The organism is Legionella anisa (assembly GCF_001467525.1).
Lineage (GTDB): Bacteria > Pseudomonadota > Gammaproteobacteria > Legionellales > Legionellaceae > Legionella > Legionella anisa.
The window spans coordinates 44868-63139 of record NZ_LNXS01000042.1; the positions used below are offsets into that span (position 1 = coordinate 44868).

The following is an 18272-nucleotide window of genomic DNA, read 5'->3' on the forward strand; positions in this document are numbered from 1 at the left end:
ACGATTTAATAGACTTCTTCGGAAACTCGTTGTCTAATGTGTCCCTAAGTTTCTTAATTTAACTCCATCAAGAAGTCTTTTCTCAATCGCTTCTAATGTTTGGTTTTTGGTTTCCGGGCAAAATAGGAGACAAATAAATAAAGCGATTGCGCAAACAAAAGCAAACCCCAAAAATAATCGGCTTATTCCTATATATTCTATGAGTATAGGGTAAGCAAAAGTGACAAGCGCATTAATTCCCCACGCAGTGGCTGAGGCAATGCCCATTCCGATGGTCCTTAATCGTATGGGAAAAAGTTCAGACATAAGCACATAGGGGATGGGTCCCATACTTACAGCAAAGGACATGACAAATAATAATAACATCAAAGCACTTATCCATCGCATCGCAGGATATAGGGCGATGTAGGGATGAAAAAAACTAAATCCAATAAGGCTTAAGGTCATGAATAAAAGACCAATAATTGTAATAGGTCTTCTTCCTAAATGATCAATTAACCACATGGATAAAAGAGTCGCCAAAATATTAATAATACCAATTAAAATGGCAACTGCGAGTCCACTTTGTAGACTGGTAAAACCAGATTGAGTAAAAATAATGGGCGCATAATATAAAATAGCATCAATGCCGCTTAAGTTCTGAAATAAAAATAAACCGCAAGCAAATAATAAAACAGGAAAAATAATGGGATGAAGAAGTTCCCTAAAATGGCAATGAGTTTCTATTGGCGGTTGGATTATCTCTAATTCAGCCCATTTGATGCCATGTAATTTAAAAAAAACACTTTTTGCTTCATCTACTCGATTTTTAAGGAATAACCAACGAGGACTTTCCAATTGCAGGGGAACAATGATTAGCAATAAGAGTGCAGGCAGGGTACCGAGAGCAAACATCATTTGCCAATTTTGAGTGGGTGCGAAATAGTAACTGATAACATAAGCCAACAAAATACCTATAGTAATCGCTAACTGCACGCTACTGACGAGAAATCCTCGAGAATTATCTGAGGCAGTTTCTGCTGTATACATTGGGGCAATGACGGTAGTGATCCCTACTGCCAATCCTACAAAAAACCGGGCGCTAAGAAGAGATAGAAAATCCACTGATAGAGCACTCCATACTGAACCTGCAATAAAAGCAAGAGCAACTAGGGTCAACGTTTTTTTATGCCCTAAAGCTGGAATTATTCGGTTACATAAAAGCGAACCTAAAAACCCTCCGACTAAAATAATTGAAACCAAAACACCTTGTTGCCAAACATCAAGGTTAAACTGTTTGTTAATTATAGGAAGCACACCAGCAATAACGGTCGTTATATATCCCACTAGGAGTCCTGAACACATTGCAACGGTCAAAATCCCCAATGGGCGCCAGAGTGTTGATAAGGCTCGGTTCATTTGAGTACTCGTTTCGCTGCAATTTTAAATGCAGAAATAATTTGTTCACAGTCTTCAGCCGCCAAATTGGATGCAATAGTCAATAAAGCAGAGCACTCATGTAACATGTCACAATGGGGTAATGTACCAAGACCGTAATGAATTTTTTGTGCGAACTCATTTCGAGGATGGCTCCAGGGAAATCCATCCGAACAAAGCGATTTTTTCTTCACAAGACTTATATTATTAAAATACCAATGCAAACCCCATTCGCGCATGGTAATGCACGCTAAGCTACCTGGTTGACCTTTTATTCCTAAGTTGCGCAACTCTTCAGTAAAATCCTGGCACTGAGTTGGATCCCGATAAATACTAATCAGAAAAGGACCTGTATCTCCTTTAGGATCAGGTATCTTGCGAAATGCTAATCCTTTTATTTCACTTAATGCTTCGCGTATACGCCATTTTGACTGCCGCATGGACCCAGTAATTTTATCGAGTTTTCCTAATTGTGCTAAAGCAAACGCTGCTGTTAGTTCGGACATTCTGGAACCAATGCCCCATAATTGGAATTCTTCATTTAAAGTATCCAGCCGTCCCGATTCATTGCGCGGATAGCCAAGATCATGGATAGCAAAACAGCGTTGGTATAAGAACTTTTTCTTGCAAACAATCATACCTCCTTCACCACTGGTCATATTTTTATTCAGTTGAAAGCTAAAAATAGCAAGATCACCAAAGCTGCCGAGCGGTTTATCATGATAGTAGCCCCCGGCTGCTTGGGCACAATCCTCTAATAAATAGAGATTATTTTTTTTAGCAATGGTTGCAATTTTATCAATATATCCTGAGGCACCACTCATATGAACACATAGGATCGCCTTAGAACGAGAAGTGATTTTACGTTCTAAGTCATTGGGGTCCATACAAAAAGTATTATCGATATCAACTAAAATAGGGATAGCCCCAAGTCTTACGATTGCAGAAAGACAGCTAACCCACATATAACCAGGGACTAAAACTTCATCCCCTGGCCCCACGCCAAAGGCAGCCATTCCAATATGTAACGCTGCAGTTCCAGAATTAACACCTAGAGCATATGGAACGCCAATTTTTTTGCAAAACTCTGTTTCCAGTTTTTCAACCATATTTTGTAAATCAGGGCCATAATAACGAAATGGACTATGGGATTTGACTACCTCATCGACCAATCGTTGCTCTTCATCATCAATCCAGTGCGCACCTGGAAACTCCCAAGGTAATCCTTCGGTACGCACTGGTTTCTCCTTACCCATGTCTTTATCCTCGCGTCTGAAATTCGTTAATAAGATGTGTTGCCAGTCGATCAGCTAAAGCCATAATTGTCAATGTCAAATGCTTGTCAGGTAAATGGGGAATTACCCCACCATCACAAAGATATAAGTTATTGTGAGCAAAAGTCTTAAGATTTGCATCGACGATTGATTCTTTTTCATCGTTCCCCATGCGCGATGTGCCGGCATAATGAATACCTGTTCCATCATTACTGAAATCCTCTGTAATGTGAGTTGATGAAGCCCTCCTTAAGACCTTTCGACCAAACTCTGCCATTTTTTTCATACGCGCCAAGGTAGTTTCTGAGCTGGTGTAATGAATATCCACTTGTGGAATCCCATAATTATCCACAGAATCTGAAGGTTTGATTCGATTTGATGCTAACAAATCCCCTTCGCAGAATAATCCCAAAGTAACAAATGAGTTAAACATTGCTTTCACGATAAATGGTTTTATCGATCGTGGAAGCCAGTTTATATCTGCAAGATAATAAGGAACGTCAGGGGGTGCCGAAATTGAATGTCCTATGAAGCGAAAGGGTTCTCCGTGAGGCAAATTAGCTTGACCAAGCAGGATCAGTAAGTCGCCATATCCTATGTCAGCAGGTCTTTTGTTAAACCATAATTTATAAAGTGAAGTGGCTTGGACTACTTTGGGATTATCTTGTAAATACCAACCTAATGTACCATTTTGATTGGCCAAGCCCTGTGGGAAATACGGATCATGTGAATGAAACAAAATTCGTGGGGTTTCTATAGCTCCTGCACTCAGGATAAAAAAACGAGCGCGTATTTTTTTTCGCTCTCTTGATTTTAAACAAAGATATTCCAAAGACTGAATTTGATTGTTCTTATGGTTACAAATTAAACGAATTACTTTGGCATTTAACAGCAAAGTATAATTTGGCAAATCACGAATTAACGGTAAAAGTCGCGCAGAAAATTTATAGACAGCCCCAACGGGACAACCAAAAGTACATATTCCAGTACTGGCGCAATGATTGGGTTTGTCCATTCTTGTCTCAATTGCTTTACGATTTGGAATGGCATGGCAATTGGGCCAACCTAAATGTTGGACTGCTTTAATGATCAAATGGTCTGCTGGTCTTAAAGGTTTAGGTGGGATATATTCTCCATCAGGTAATTCATCTAATTTTTCTTGAGTACCGCACACTCCGATCCGTCGCTCAACGGCGCTGTAATGCGGGGCGATGTCTAAATAACGAATAGGCCAGGTAGAAAAGTCGGTTTCACTAAAGCGAACGGAGACTCCATTCCATAAATTTTGCAAGCCATTTAATGCATAAATTTGAAATTGACGAAAAACCTTTTCGGATTGCTGATTGCTGGATCGAGTATGGTGATCAGCAAACAGATCATGAATGAATAACGCATCGGCAACATTAGGTGGAAAAGTGGTTTTGGGTTTAATTCCATACCATTTTTTTACGCCTGGAGGATTTTTTTCACTAAAATAATCTGCTTCAAGCTCATCACCTTGTTCAATCGAGATGACTTTAAGGCCAGCAGAAGCGAGTCTGTGTGCAAGAATCCCTCCTGCAGCACCAGTACCCACAATACAACAATCATAAAGTTCATTATTCAATCTACGTCCCTTAGAAATTGTGGTGAAGTAAAATACAAATAATCAAAAAAACAGTTGATTATTTTCCTTTGAACCGAATTTAATTCAGACCAATTGACTTGATGATTGGTCTGAAAATTATTTTTATTCGCGATTTCTTCAAGTGTTTGCCGCAACTGCTCATTCAGAGCAATAAAAGAAGCCAATTCAGAAATTAGCGGAATGATTTGTGTTGCATAATAATGTTTGGTAACTAGCTGATTAAGCATTTCTACCATTATTTCACCGGTTATTGGCGTACTCATTGCTTATTCATTGATAATTACTTTAAAATTAGTATAGTATAATTTAATTACTAATCGATCGAATAATGATCTTTTACTGTGGATTTAACTCAAAAAGGATGACTATTATGGCTTGGTTAGTTGCAATAATTGGCTCATTAGCTGGTTTTTTATTTGGCTATGACGAAGGTATCATTGCTGGTTCTCTTGAACTCTTAAAACACTATTTCCATATGTCTAATACTGGAGTAGGAGTAATGACTTCTGCTCTCCCATTTGGTGCCTTATTTGGTTCCATGCTGATTGGTTCCCTATTAGCCTCGCGGTTGGTAAAACATGTGGGACGTAAACTTTGTCTCATTTTTTCTGGAACCTTATTCTTGTTGGGTGCTTTGGGGGCCACTTTTGCATTTTATGAGTGGGTTTTGGTGTCTGCGCGTTTTATTCTTGGATTGGCAATTGGGGTAGCTGCAGTGACTACGCCTCTATATTTGGCTGAAACAGCACCAACTCATTTAAGAGGAGCAATGGTTGCGTTATATCAATTAGCAATTACTATAGGCATCGTATGTTCTTACACAGTAAATTACCTGTTAATTGATTATGGCTCATGGAGAGAAATGTTTGCCTCCAGCTGTATTCCTGCATTAATGCTGATTATTGGTATCCTATTTATGCCGGAGTCACCGCGCTGGCTTCTTTATGAAGGCCGACGTGAGGAAGCAAAAAAATCATTGGATCAATTACGCAAGGGTATTGGCGTAGAAGAGGAACTCAATGAAATTCAAATCGCCATATCCCAAGAACCGCTACAAAAAAACTGGCGGTTATTATTTAAAAATCCCCTGTTACCTGCATTATCTTTAGGCGTCATTCTTTTTTGTTTGCAACAGTTAAGCGGCATTAATGTAATTATTTACTATGCACCTGCTCTTTTCAAAAATCTGGGTTTTTCGTCAGCACATGGACAAATTTTAGCAACGATGGGTATTGGCCTTGTCAATATGTTGGTTACTATTCTGGCTGTAATGTATGTGGATAAAATTGGAAGAAGGAATTTGTTGTTATTCGGTTTTGCAGGGACAAGTATCAGCTTGACAGCGATCGGAATTTTTTCTTATTTTCATGTGGGTTGGCTCGCTTATTTATCGTTGCTCTTTCTTACTCTTTATATTTTCTCATTTGCGATTAGTTTAGGTCCTATTCCCTATATTGCAATGGCAGAAATTTTTCCTTTATATGCGCGTGGCGCAGGTATGGGCCTGTCGTCTATTAGTAACTGGGGATTTAATGGGATTGTTGTTTTTACTTTTCCTCTCTTATTTTATACTGTTGGCATTGAATATACTTTTTTGATTTATGCAGTCATTTGTTTTATCGGGTTTATTTATACATATCTTTATATGCCAGAAACTAAAGGTTTGAGTCTTGAGCATATTGAAGAATATATTGTCAGCGGTAAATCACTAAGGTTTCTAGGGAGAAAAAAGTGATATATCTCGAATTCATCGTATAGTTCTCGAAATTTGCTCTCAACATAGGGAGTTAATGCCGATGCTCTTTCAACCCTATGTTCTTTTATTTAGGGACAAAATAGTTCATTTTAGCTATTTGCTGTGGCATATTGACTCGAAGGCCAATTAAGACAGTATTTACATTCGGCTTATAATTTCCTCGTAAAGTATCCCCGGATAAGGGTTCAATTTGAGTTCGTTCCATGCTGTTGTATTGAGTGAATTGATAGGTTAAAAGCAGATCCAGGTTATTGTTGAGTTTGGTAATTGCTCCTGCCTTTAATCCGCCGCCGGTTAGCCATTGCTTGAAATTCGCGCTCACTCCCACATTACCTGCGGTATTGTCCGTTTTAACTGCAAAACGGCTCCATGAAATCCCTGGTCCTGCAAAGAAACGAACCGTCTCGTTGTATTGATATGCTGGCAGTAAAAAAAGAGCGAAGCCATATTCTAACTTCTCTTTTGCATCAACATCTTCATTGAAAAACCATTCATTGATTTTATAGTGTGACGTTCCAGTGAATAAATCCGCGTCCCCTTCTAGGGCAGTAGAAAATTTTGCGTTAAAGAGATATTCATATCCTGCGAGCAATTGCCCGTGAAAATTGGTATATGCGTTGTTAAAACTGGAAGATGTGGGTATCGCCTCCTCAAGAGGATAGCGGAGGTCTTTATGTATAGTGACTGTATTAATACCTAAATTAATACCTGAATAAATGCCAGTATAGGCATTGCATGACAGCATCCACGCGATAATTGTTGAGATGTAATGTTTATTCATATTCAGCCTTGTCTATAAAATACTGGGAATAGTAATTGGGTTTGAGGTTATACTGACCTTATTTCTATCAGTTGCCGTAATTGTGACATGAGATACTCTTTTCGGTGTGTGGATGTTTTTTATGACGAAACGCTGGTTTTGGCCATCCAATGTCACAGTTGCCCCAGGTAAGCCATTTACTGTATAGACGTCACCGGATAGTGGGGCACAACCCGCATAGAAGACATATGCTTCATCGGTATTCATTGGATTGCGTTCGGCTGTCGTCAATACAGGCGCTCTAGGCGGGACTGCAATGATTGAGAAATTATTTTTTGAAATATTAAAAAAGGATCCATTATTTGCCTGTACAATAATCCGCGCTGTATTGGTGTTCAGATTAGGGACACAAATTTGCCCGTATCCATTATTTGGCGTATTTAATAAGAGAGGATAGGGAAATGTTTTTCCTCCATCAAGAGACAAAAAGATGCTTACATAAAAGGCATTAATGGGATTCAAATTAGTATTAGCTACATCCCAGGTGATTGCTTGTGGTGATAGGCCTGTCCAAATGGTACCTGGACTCGTTGGGGATGTCACTATAAAAGGGCCAGCACTACTTATCGTGGTTACTGCAGTATCGGTGTATGCATTACAAGAGCCACCAGGAGTATTTCTCCGTACGGAAACTCTGAAGTTCATGATACGAGAAACTGAAGGTAACACTTCCCAGGTAAAAGGGCCTCCATTACTCAGTGCATTGAGATTAGGGAAGAAGCGTGTACCTACAGTTTGAGGCGAAAAACTTCTAAAATTTGGACCGCCAGTTGCGGTACTCACTGGCGGTTGGCGAGAGACCTCATTGTTCATCTGCTCCCAGCTATAAGTTAATATGCCACCCCCAGTTTTCGTTGCTGATGCAATCAAGGCAAAAGGAGTTTGTGCAGGAATAAATCCCCCATTGACGAAATTAATTACAGGAGCACTGACAATCGGTGTGGTTACAGGACAGGTATGCGAAGGGCTGGAGACAAAATTTCCCATTTCCTGTAGGCTAATCCCGTTAAAATAAGCATCCGAATTCATTTGAACATTAGGGGGGCAAATCCCTGCGTAGCTCATAATCGTGCTACCGCTTCCAGGTTCTACAGCTGTTGGGCCATTCCGCTGACAGTTATTGTTTTGTACGTGATTTGCTCCAAATTGATGACCTATTTCGTGAGCAACATAGTCAATATCGAAAGGATCTCCTATAGGATTTGTTCGACCAGTAACTCCACTGGCTTTAATCTGATTATTACAAACGCTGGCTAATGCTGCAAGACCGCTTCCAGCGGAATCAACAACATGGCCAATATCATAATTAAGCGGACCAATAACTTGGTTAACATTCTCTTGATTCTCATCAATCATACTTTCGGGATCGCCGTGTGTATAAGGTTGATTATTAGGATCGGTATAGATAATGAGATAGTTATTGGCAATAATTTGCATGGTTATGGCCATATCGATTTCATAAACGCCGTTTACCCTGTTTATTGTGGTTGCTTGGGCGCCCAATGCCGCGCCTACTGTCCCGCCAAAGTATTGTGTGTATTGAGCTGTTGCTGCCATAGCTAAACGGTATTTTTTGAGTTGGCACGGATTAAAAGAAGCAAAATGCTTTGAGCGAACAGGCGAGGTTGCAAATGGACTTTGACTGTGTACCCCACATTTTAAGCGTTTTGAAGTAATGAAATCTTTTTTATTATAAATAATATAATATTGAGTATTCCCTTTTTTTAAAGGATCAATAAAAACAGGGTCTTTTCCTGGTCTGAAAATCATTGCATGGAACCCTTGGGGGGTGAGGTCCATTTTGACAAGTTCGCCGGGTTCAGTAACTCCATAAGCATCATAGGTTTTAATTTGGGGGAATTTTGCGCTGAGTTCCGGATGCAGCGTACTATTTTCCTCAACCTGATACAGCTTCGTCGTTTTATCTGGCAGAGGAAGCTCAATTTGTAGTGCTTCCCCTGATTTTAATTCATCTCGATGGGGAACATTCTCCAACTCAGCATAGAGTTGACTCAGGTCAATCTCAACAAGGCGAAAATGACTTGCCTGTATGTTATTTTTTATTGTAGAAGAAATTTCCGATGGATCCACATCTTTAAAAAAATTCTGGATCACTCTATCTTGGGCAGAAGCAATAGACCAAAATAGGATGAGTGATAGAGTAAAAAGCGTCCTTGTCATTGTATTTTATCTCTAATGAAGAAGAGAAAGAATTTATCATTAGAATAAAAGGAATTCAATTTGAAAAAAGAGTTTTTGGCTTTTGGGCAAAGAAGGACATTCTACATATTTTTTTTCAATTGCATGTTTTTTAAAAGGGTTTCACATGCCTCAACAGTTAATGGATGAGAATAATAATATCCTTGGATGCAATCAATACCTTGTTTGTGTAAGAACTGAAGCTGCAATTCATTTTCAACGCCTTCGGCCACAACATTAATATTTAATTTATGAGCAATTGTGGCAATTGCTTTAATAATCGTTTGATCTAAATAATCCTTATGGCAATTATTAATAAAGGCTTTATCTATTTTTATTTTCTTAATCGGTAGGTTTTTTAAGTAAGACAAACTCGAATAGCCCGTTCCAAAATCATCAATTACTAAATGAATACCCATTCCTTTTAATGCGTCAATTTCTTTATACAGCTTATCATTGTACTCAATGAAAACGGATTCCGTAATTTCCAATTCAATACATGATCCATCCAGTTGATCTTCAGCTAAAGCATCGGCAACGATTTTGCTCAGTGAATGTTGAATGAATTGTATTGTTGATATGTTGATTGCAATGGGGCCTGGTAGTATTTTTTGATCGCACCATATTTTTGCTTGATGACAGGTGTTTTTAATAATCCATTCGCTAACAGGAATCATTAATGAGCTTTTTTCTAAACTATGAATGAATTTTGATGCTTCTATGATTCCTTTTTCAGGGTGATTCCAACGCAATAAAGATTCAAGCCCTATGATATGTCCATCTGTGGTGTAAAACGGTTGATACATTAAGAAGAACTCTTGTTTATCATAAGCTTGTTGTAACTCTTTACCCAGGCCATGAGTTTGCTGATATTCTTCATACAACTCTGTTGAATAATAATGAAATTGATTCCTACCCTTTTCTTTCGCTTGATAAAGAGCGGTATCCGCTAACTTAAGAAGCGTTTTAATATCTTGGCCATCCTCAGGGAAAATACTGATTCCCATACTGGATGCAATTCGAATTAAATGTCCGTCAATTGGAACAGGTTTCGAAATTTCACTTAATAATTTTTTTACTATCATAGTGATTTGATTTTTGGAGTTGATATTGGACAGTATGATTGTAAATTCGTCTCCGCCCAGGCGCGTGGCAAAATCACATTCACGCAAACATGAATTAATCGTTTTGGCAATATGAATCAATAACTTATCTCCATTATCATGCCCCAAGGTATCGTTTATTACTTTAAAATAATCGATATCTAGGAATAATAATGCAACTTTCTCATTAAAATGCGTTATTTGTTTGGTCATTTGTTGAAAAAATTCATACAGCATATTTCGATTGGCCAATCCGGTTAAAGGATCGTGAGTTGCTTGATAATAGAGTTTCGCATTTTCAAGCGAAATCATTGCTTGGGAGGCAAGTAATTGAAGACTGTCCAAATGGTTTGGTGTAAATGTATGACTTGTACTGTTATTCTCTAAATACAACACTCGGCACAAATTTCCTTTGTAAAACAGAGGCATCATTAAAAGCGAACGTGGATTTTCTCCCTGAACGTATTCGTCTTGAAAAGTTAATTCTGACTGAATGGCATCATTTAAAATAATCGGTTTTTGTGTTCGCTGAACATAATTTAAAATGGAAACCGGATATTTGATTTCTCTCTCTGTATCTTCAGAGTCACTAAGATAAATACTCTGCTGCTCTAAATCGCCTTCAGCTTCGACAACCCATTTCTCACTGTTTTTAGTTAAAATAATACTTCGCTGTGCTCCGGCATGTTCTAATACAATAACTAAAAGATTCTGCAGTAATTTATCTAAACGAATTTCACTGGAGATAAGTTGAGTAAATTTTAAAATGGTCAACATATCAATTGTCTGATTTTTTGCTTTAGCTTGCGTTGTTGGGAGCATATGCGTAGAAGTGGAAAGGTCTGATGTCGCTGGAAGACTCATTGGCTCCAACAGCTTCACTTTGGTATTTGCTCCCCAATCTTTAAAATAACAATGTGCATTATGAAAATAAATTTTTGCGATTTGGTTTAAGTTAAGCTCAAGGCAATAATATGCAGCGCGTTCATTTGCAATGGCGGCTATTAAAATGAGTCCTCCTACCGATGCTGTTTCTATCGCTTGCTCATAAAGTGCAAGAGCTTTTTCATGCCGCCTGTCCAAACGTGAGAATTCAGCCTCAAGAAGTATGAAATAGGATTTAAAGTTTTCCGGACACCAATGAGTATATTTTTTAATAAAAAGATCCAGTTGTTTTAATTTTTTTAAAGCAAGCCGGTACGTAGATTTGGATAAATAAGGCAATTGGCAAAATAGGGATAAAGCATAGAAAAACTTACCATCTAAATGACTTATCAAACCTTTATCGTATTCAGAATGACGCTCATGATTTGTTCCTGCTTTAATTGCCTCAGAAAAATTTCCAAGCAGGAAATGTAATAAGGTCAAAGAGCTATAGAAAAAGCTTAATTCGGTTTTATTTCTTCCTTTAATAATATTTTCTTCGAATAAGGATATTTGTTTAATCTTTGTGGAGCCTGGCTTTTCCAAACATTGGCATAAATAATCCCAAAATTTTGCTACTTCAATAAAATCAGAAATTTTAACGCGTGACATAAAAGCCAGTGCAGACTGCACGTTCTTTTTAACCTCATCAAGTTTTTTTCCTGCTGAAAGCGAATGAAGAACCAAAAGTAAGTTACTGTAATTACTGTATACTAAATCTCCAACCTCACAACACAGTCTAAATGCTTTAGTAATTGTGTTATTACAAAGATGCATTGACCTTTGATAAGGTTCAATAAAAGAGCCTAATACAAATTGGTTTTTTCCTTCGAAATTTGATGCTCCGTATTTTTGTTTTAGGTTGTTATAAAGTGTTACAAAGGAAAGTGCTTCATGATAAAGATTTAATGAGTGCATTATTATAAATGCATAAACCGGGATGGACATTGAGGTACTTTCGGTATAACCATACTTTAAACTTAAACTAATATTTTTGCAGGTGAGAATAACAAAAAGCTGTTGATTCGTGATAAATGCGCTATTGAATAATTGAGTAATTAAATTCACAAGCGCTATTTGTTTTGAATCGTTCATTAAAGGTAAATTTATAGCTTCTACTTTAGTATTTCTTAGTTGGAGTTTTACTTTATAAACAGCAATTAAAACATGTATTAAATTGGGTTTTTTAGGTAGTTTGATGCCAAAATTTCGCAATGTACTCAATCCCATTTCTAAGGCTTCAGCATGTTTACCCAAGGCGGATAACATCTCAATTTTTAAACGATAGATTTCAATTTTATCGAGTGCATTTTTTGCGTGGTGTAACAGTTCAGAAAAAAATTTATCTGCTGCTTTAAAATCACCAATTAAATATCTACAAACAGCTAATTCTTTGTGAAGCTGGAATGTTAAATTATATTTTTTTTCCCAAGTATTCGGTTTTAATAATTCAATACCTGCTGACAAATACTCATTAGCCGCATAATAAGCAGATGCGAGTTTTGCTTTTTGACCAGCCCATAAATTGTATTGAGCTAGTTTTAGTCTTTCTTTGGAATCACGAATTAAGGCAACACTTTGGTTAAAGTGCTCGAGTACATCAAATAATCGTTCATCATTTTCTATTAAGGGTTTGTCTTTTAATAATAAACGACCAATTTTTAAATGAATACTTGGTCTGTCTTGTACATCAATAAGTTCATAAGCTGCTTGCTGAATGCGATCATGAGAAAAATTATACCGTAGTGAGTTTGTATCGACAGTGGCAACCTGTTCATTAAGTCCCATTAGACCCAATGTTTTATAACTTTCTTCAAGTGGATAAATAAGATTTGCTTTAATTGCCTGACACAGTTGTTCTGCAATTTGACTCGTTGATTCATTACTAATAACTTTTAAGGTATTAAAATCAAATTGATAACCAAAGCATGAGCCGAGTTTTAAAATTTCCTGGGTAGTATTGGGAAGTAAATGAATTTTGGAAGTTAACAAATCAATGACATTATCTGTAGCACTTTGTTGTTGAACTTTGGCTAAATCCCATTCCCATGCACCTCGTTTATAAGAAAAATTAAGTATGTTTTGCTCATAAATGTTTCTAAGAAATGCGTTAATAAAAAAAGGGTTTCCCTGTGTTTTATCATAAATACATTGAGCAAGTCCTTGGATTTTTCTTTGTGAACCGGACAATGTATCGAGTAAAAGTTCTTGGACATTATTTAATCGCAAAGGTTTTAGAGTTAGAGTACTTAGATTCGCTTTATTTTTATTTAAATTACTTATGCTTAATTGCAATGGGTGATTCTCATTAATTTCATTATTTCGATAAGCCCCAATAATAAGTAAATAATTTGTTTCCCGATCGTGTAATAAGTTTTCTATGAAATTTAGTGACGAATTATCCGCCCATTGTAAATCATCCAAAAACAGAACTAGTGGATGCTCAGGTTGAGCAAATACGCGTACAAAATTTTGAAATGCTAGGTTAAAGCGAATTTGGGCTTCAGTAGGATTCAAAGAGTGTATGGGAGCTTGCTTTCCTATGATTAACTCAACATCTGGAATTACATCGATAACAACCTGTCCCACATTGCCCAATGAATAAATAAGAAGTTTTTTTATTTTTTCTAATCGCTCTTCACTTTCGGAAAGGACTTGTTTGACCAAATTTTTAAAGGCAGTAACAATGGCACTATAGGGAATACTTCGCTGTAACTGGTCAAATTTACCTTGGATGCAATAGCCTTTATGCTGGATAATAGGTTTATGCACCTCTTTAACTAAAGACGTTTTGCCAATGCCAGAATAACCCGCAACAAAGATCATTTCTTTAGTACCTTGACAAACTCGGTTAAATACTTTGATTAGCTGGTTAACTTGCTTTTCTCGACCATATAAATTGTGAGAAATGATTAAGTGATCGCGAATATCATGTGTACCCAGTGAAAAGTCACTAATCGAGCCTTTAAGTCGCCATTGTTTAAAACACTCCTGAAGATCGGACTTCAATCCAATAATGCTTGAATAACGTTCTTCCGGCATTTTGCCTAATAACTTATCGATAATAGCCGCGAGCATTTTGGGTGTATCTGGCCTAACGTGTAATACGGTTGGTGGTTTTTTCGCAATATGGCAATGTACTAACTCAAGCGCATCAACTGCTTGAAATGGCAATTGATTTGCCAGCATTTCATAGAAGGTAATACCCAATGAATAAAAATCAGTACGATAGTCAATAGGCCGGTTTATCCTTCCAGTTTGCTCAGGTGAAATATAAGCCAGGCCTTCTTCAAATTCGCTTAGATTGAGATAATCAAACGTTTCTTCGGTAAGCTTTGTTGAAGCGCTTAAGTCCACCAATTTAAGAACCATATTTTCAGGATCTATAACAATGTTGGATGGATTAATTTCTTTATGAATAATTTGGCGTTGATGCAATTCTCCTAAAATATCAACGAGTTGCAATGCTAAGTTAAAAAAATCGCCAATATTTAATTGATGCATTAAAAGATAGGAAGTGAGCAACTGTCCTTTTACATCCTCTAGGATTAAAACAGGTGCCTGGGTATTTTGCAGAAAATCATAAGCTTTGATGATCGTAGGCGTTTCAATCATATTCAGTAAATGAAATTCATGTTGTAAAATGGCTAAATTTTCAGAGCTCGAATGAAATTTATTGGGGGTTTTTAGCAGGACTCTGCACCTATCTTTTAATCGTAGGGCATAATAGGTATCAATATTGTGGTTGCGGCGCATTTTTTCGCATAATGCATATCCGGATATAGAAATCATTTATGTCCTTTCCATCATTCGACAGCGTGTAGCTCTTAAAGCGAAGGACGCTTCTTTTTATTATAGAAGACATTTGTGGTTGATTTGAAATTGTACAGTTTTTATTTGTAAAAAAATGACTTTTGAAAAAATAAATGCTGATATATCAATAGCCTATTTGATGTGCAAACCGCTTCGGATTCAAGAGATTCTTCTATTTTTGTTTTTTATAATAAGTTCCGTCGGCATAAACATTATGACCAAAACCACAATCCGCATCAGAGCCTTCTTGTTTGACAGACAACATGCCGGGTTTGATGAAGGTTAGGGTAATGGTACATTGGCCGTATTCAGAAGAGGAGTAAACCGCAGTGTCTCCTTTAATAGAAGCAATACCGGATAACTCTCCTGTATTGGCTTGAAGTTCACCGTTTACCTCATAAGGGTAGACTAAATTAAAAGAAATATTAATTTTGCCACCGCCAAGAGCACGAACGGTCAGAGTATTGGAAAGATCGTTATGGGGTGCAGGAAATTTCATAATGAAGGTACCATTTACTTCTTCTTTAGAAACACTGTCCCTATGGGTTTCAGTAAAACCCAAAGCTGAATAAACAATCAATAGACTGAATAAGGTAGTTTTTATAATCCAGTTGTTCATCACGTAAGTCATTCTGTTTGCTTTCTATAAAGCTAACATACCTAGATGAGTAAGACTACTCACTGACATTTTTTTATTTTTGGCGTAATTCGGCATAGCCATTTTAGTCTAACTTATCAAGATAAGTCTCTCGCGCAAAGCGAGCAGCAATAATAGCTATAATCACCCAAAATAGAATATAAAACGCAGGAGCATATTTATTTCCAGTTAATTCAACTAAAGTTAAAGAAACCAAAGGTATTGTTCCACCAAAAACCGCTTGGCCAATATTATAGCCAATAGATACTCCACTGGCGCGAATCGCTGTGGGAAACATCTCTGCAAGCATGGTAGGAACGGCCGCATTCAATGGTGCAAGTATGATTGCCAAGACGATTTCTCCTAAGAGTATTTGCCACCAAATGCCGCTTGAAAAAAGAATAAATAGGGGATAAATAAAAATGAAAATACCCAGTGCACCCAACAAAAAAATGGGCTTCCTGCCGAAATAATCTGATAATAAACCCATCAAAGGAATTAATAGTGTTAAAACGAGTAGTGCAATAAAATTAGCTACTAAAGCATCTTTTAATAAAAATCCTTCTGATTTCACTAGAAAACTCGTTATATAAGCGATGAGTAGGTAGTTACTCATTGCCATAATGCTCGTAAAAATAATGGCTAACACTAATTTGCGCGTATAACCAAAAAACACAATTTTTGCAGGAAGTTCTGTGGTATGCTTGGCTTTCAAAAAGGTAGCAGGCTCAACACTTGTAATGCGTAAATAAATTCCTATTAATCCCAGGAATGCACCGATTAAATAGGCCAAACGCCATCCCCAGGCCCGAAGCGTGTCTTCAGTCAATAAAACACTAAGTAAAGAGGCAGTCAATGAACCCAAAAAAATGCCTAGAAAAGCAGTGCTTAATACTAAGCTTCCCGCAAAACCACGCCTATGATCTGCCATATGTTCAATAAGAAAAGTGGTTGAACCTGGAAGTTCTCCTCCTACTGCAATTCCTTGAATTAATCTAAAAAAAATAAATAATACAGGAGCAATAATACCTATAGAATTAAAATCGGGAATCAAAGCAATACATGCAGTTGAAGAGGTCATAATAGATACGGAGAGAATTAGGGTTTTTCGTCTGCCAATTTGATCTGCATAATGTCCCAGTAATATACCTCCTAATGGACGCATAAAAAAACCGACCGAAAATACCCCAAAGGTGAGGAGTAGAGAAATAAAATACTCGTCTGAGGGAAAGAATAATTGAGCAAATAGGGGGGTAAAATTGGCGTAAAGAAGAAAATCGAACCACTCTAAAGTATTTCCATATAAACCAGCAAAAATACTTTTCCTCTTTGTTGAATCCATAATCGTTTTTAAATAGGTCTCTTATTTTTTTATTTTAGGGGTAAATATTTTTTTTGGGAATACGCGGGTGACGGTTATAACGTTTCTTCAGAAACAATTTATTAGTGAGTGATGAATAAAAAGGTACATAAGCCAATTTTTCAAAGGCTTATGTACCTTTTCATTCATATCAAAGTTGTAATTTTAAATGAGCTAACTCGGATAAATCGACAAAGTACTTTGTCGCTTTATGTAAATCAGATAATATGTTTTTCAATGTTTTTGATAAAGGACTTGCAGCTACAATGCTTAAAAGTGGATTTTCACTGGCAAAAAGAAGGTCTGCTCGTTCAATAATATGTGATGTTTCTCTAAAAAAATCCTTTAGTTCTTCCACACTACTGGCTTGGATTAATTTATCAAAATGACTTTTATATTCATCTTTTAAAATCTCCTCCTTTGTACTTCGACTGATAAAGATACCAGGATAATTGTTGGATGAGGGTAATTTCAAATAATCATTCAGGTGTTGCTCCAAAACGGGTTTCACTTTGTTGAGTGCAGCTAAAAAGTACATTTGCTGCATTATTTGCATAAAAGGTTCTTTTACATTGATCTCTTTATGACTTGATGTTTCAAAATAGGGAAGCCCTAATCGTTCTGCCAGTTTGTTTATTTGTTCTGTACTGATTGAACGTGTATGAGTTAAATCACCCTTACAACCAATAAGAAATATGGGAATATTGGTCTTAATAGCCCTAATTTTTTTAATTTGGTTTTCTACATTTTCAAAAGAAAAAGGATATGTGATATCAAAACAGACAAACGCACCTTCAGCAATGCGAAGATATTCTTTCAGTAAAAACTCAAACCCAGGGTTACCGCCGACATCATAAATACGTAGTTTTATTCGACTATTAAAAAAAGGGACTATCTTTTCTTTTACATCGACCCCTGAACTCGCATTATAAAAGTCATCGCAAGGTTCACCGACAAATTTGTGCAATAGAGTACTTTTTCCTACGCGGCTATTACCTAACAGAAGTATTTTAAACTGAGTATCATATTTATTTTCTTGTCTTTGTTGCATAGCAGAACCCCTAAAACAATGCAGAATCCAGTAGATTGCGGCATAGAACTTATTTCTTTATTTCTGTTTCTCTAAACCATGAAACATCGCAGTGGAAAAGTAAAAACCTTTCTTGCAAATTTTGATTAATAATTATTGAGGAACTGTATCTTAGCATGATGTTTTTGTTGCACGCATTAGATATTTAAGAAACAGGTTGCGACACTTTGTTACAAAAATTGAAGGAGTGATGCTGTATCGATTTTTTGTTTCGTAAAAACAGAGGGTTAGTATCTTAACTTATTAACTATAT

Annotated in this window: 11 protein-coding genes; 1 reads left to right on the forward strand and 10 read right to left on the reverse strand. The window is 36.9% G+C overall.

Translation table 11 applies throughout. From position 1 onward, the window contains the following. Positions 1-33 precede the first annotated feature (33 nt). Genes Lani_RS13585 through Lani_RS13600 form a run of 4 tightly spaced genes read right to left on the reverse strand, consistent with a single transcriptional unit; the run spans position 34 to position 4580 of the window. Positions 34-1398 (reverse strand): sugar porter family MFS transporter, encoded by a 1365-nt coding sequence (locus Lani_RS13585; protein WP_019234073.1) that lies wholly within the window; start codon positions 1396-1398, stop codon positions 34-36. Next, positions 1395-2672, reverse strand: a complete 1278-nt coding sequence (locus tag Lani_RS13590; RefSeq protein WP_058388611.1) for a DegT/DnrJ/EryC1/StrS family aminotransferase — start codon at positions 2670-2672, stop codon at positions 1395-1397. Before Lani_RS13590 ends, Lani_RS13585 begins: the two co-directional genes overlap by 4 nt. A gap of 4 nt (positions 2673-2676) precedes the next feature. Then, a complete protein-coding gene (locus tag Lani_RS13595) occupies positions 2677-4296 on the reverse strand; it encodes a GMC oxidoreductase (RefSeq protein WP_019234075.1) in 1620 nt (539 codons plus the stop codon). Then, entirely contained in the window at positions 4293-4580 is a 288-nt protein-coding gene (locus Lani_RS13600; protein WP_019234076.1) for a hypothetical protein, read from the reverse strand. Before Lani_RS13600 ends, Lani_RS13595 begins: the two co-directional genes overlap by 4 nt. Positions 4581-4687: 107 nt before the next feature. On the opposite strand from Lani_RS13600, the gene Lani_RS13605 reads away from it, so the two are divergent. Further along, the gene (locus tag Lani_RS13605) at positions 4688-6052 is read left to right on the forward strand and encodes a sugar porter family MFS transporter (RefSeq protein ID WP_019234077.1); all 1365 of its coding nucleotides are present in this window, start codon (positions 4688-4690) and stop codon (positions 6050-6052) included. A gap of 85 nt (positions 6053-6137) precedes the next feature. Here Lani_RS13605 and Lani_RS13610 read toward each other — a convergent pair whose 3' ends face one another. The 6 genes from Lani_RS13610 to Lani_RS13635 all read right to left on the reverse strand — a co-directional run bounded on the left by Lani_RS13610 (position 6138) and on the right by Lani_RS13635 (position 17980). Further along, positions 6138-6854 (reverse strand): outer membrane beta-barrel protein, encoded by a 717-nt coding sequence (locus Lani_RS13610; protein ID WP_058388612.1) that lies wholly within the window; start codon positions 6852-6854, stop codon positions 6138-6140. Between the two features lie 12 nt (positions 6855-6866). Further along, positions 6867-9074, reverse strand: a complete 2208-nt coding sequence (locus tag Lani_RS13615) for a reprolysin-like metallopeptidase (RefSeq protein ID WP_058388613.1) — start codon at positions 9072-9074, stop codon at positions 6867-6869. 101 nt (positions 9075-9175) lie between these two features. Further along, positions 9176-14911 (reverse strand): EAL domain-containing protein, encoded by a 5736-nt coding sequence (locus Lani_RS13620; RefSeq protein WP_058388614.1) that lies wholly within the window; start codon positions 14909-14911, stop codon positions 9176-9178. Between the two features lie 193 nt (positions 14912-15104). Beyond that, complete coding sequence (locus tag Lani_RS13625) at positions 15105-15563, reverse strand: hypothetical protein (protein WP_237740895.1); 459 nt, start codon at positions 15561-15563, stop codon at positions 15105-15107. Positions 15564-15654: 91 nt separating this feature from the next. Further along, entirely contained in the window at positions 15655-16911 is a 1257-nt protein-coding gene (locus Lani_RS13630) for an MFS transporter (protein WP_019234083.1), read from the reverse strand. Positions 16912-17080: 169 nt separating this feature from the next. After that, complete coding sequence (locus tag Lani_RS13635) at positions 17081-17980, reverse strand: Rab family GTPase (RefSeq protein WP_019234084.1); 900 nt, start codon at positions 17978-17980, stop codon at positions 17081-17083. Positions 17981-18272: the final 292 nt, after the last annotated feature.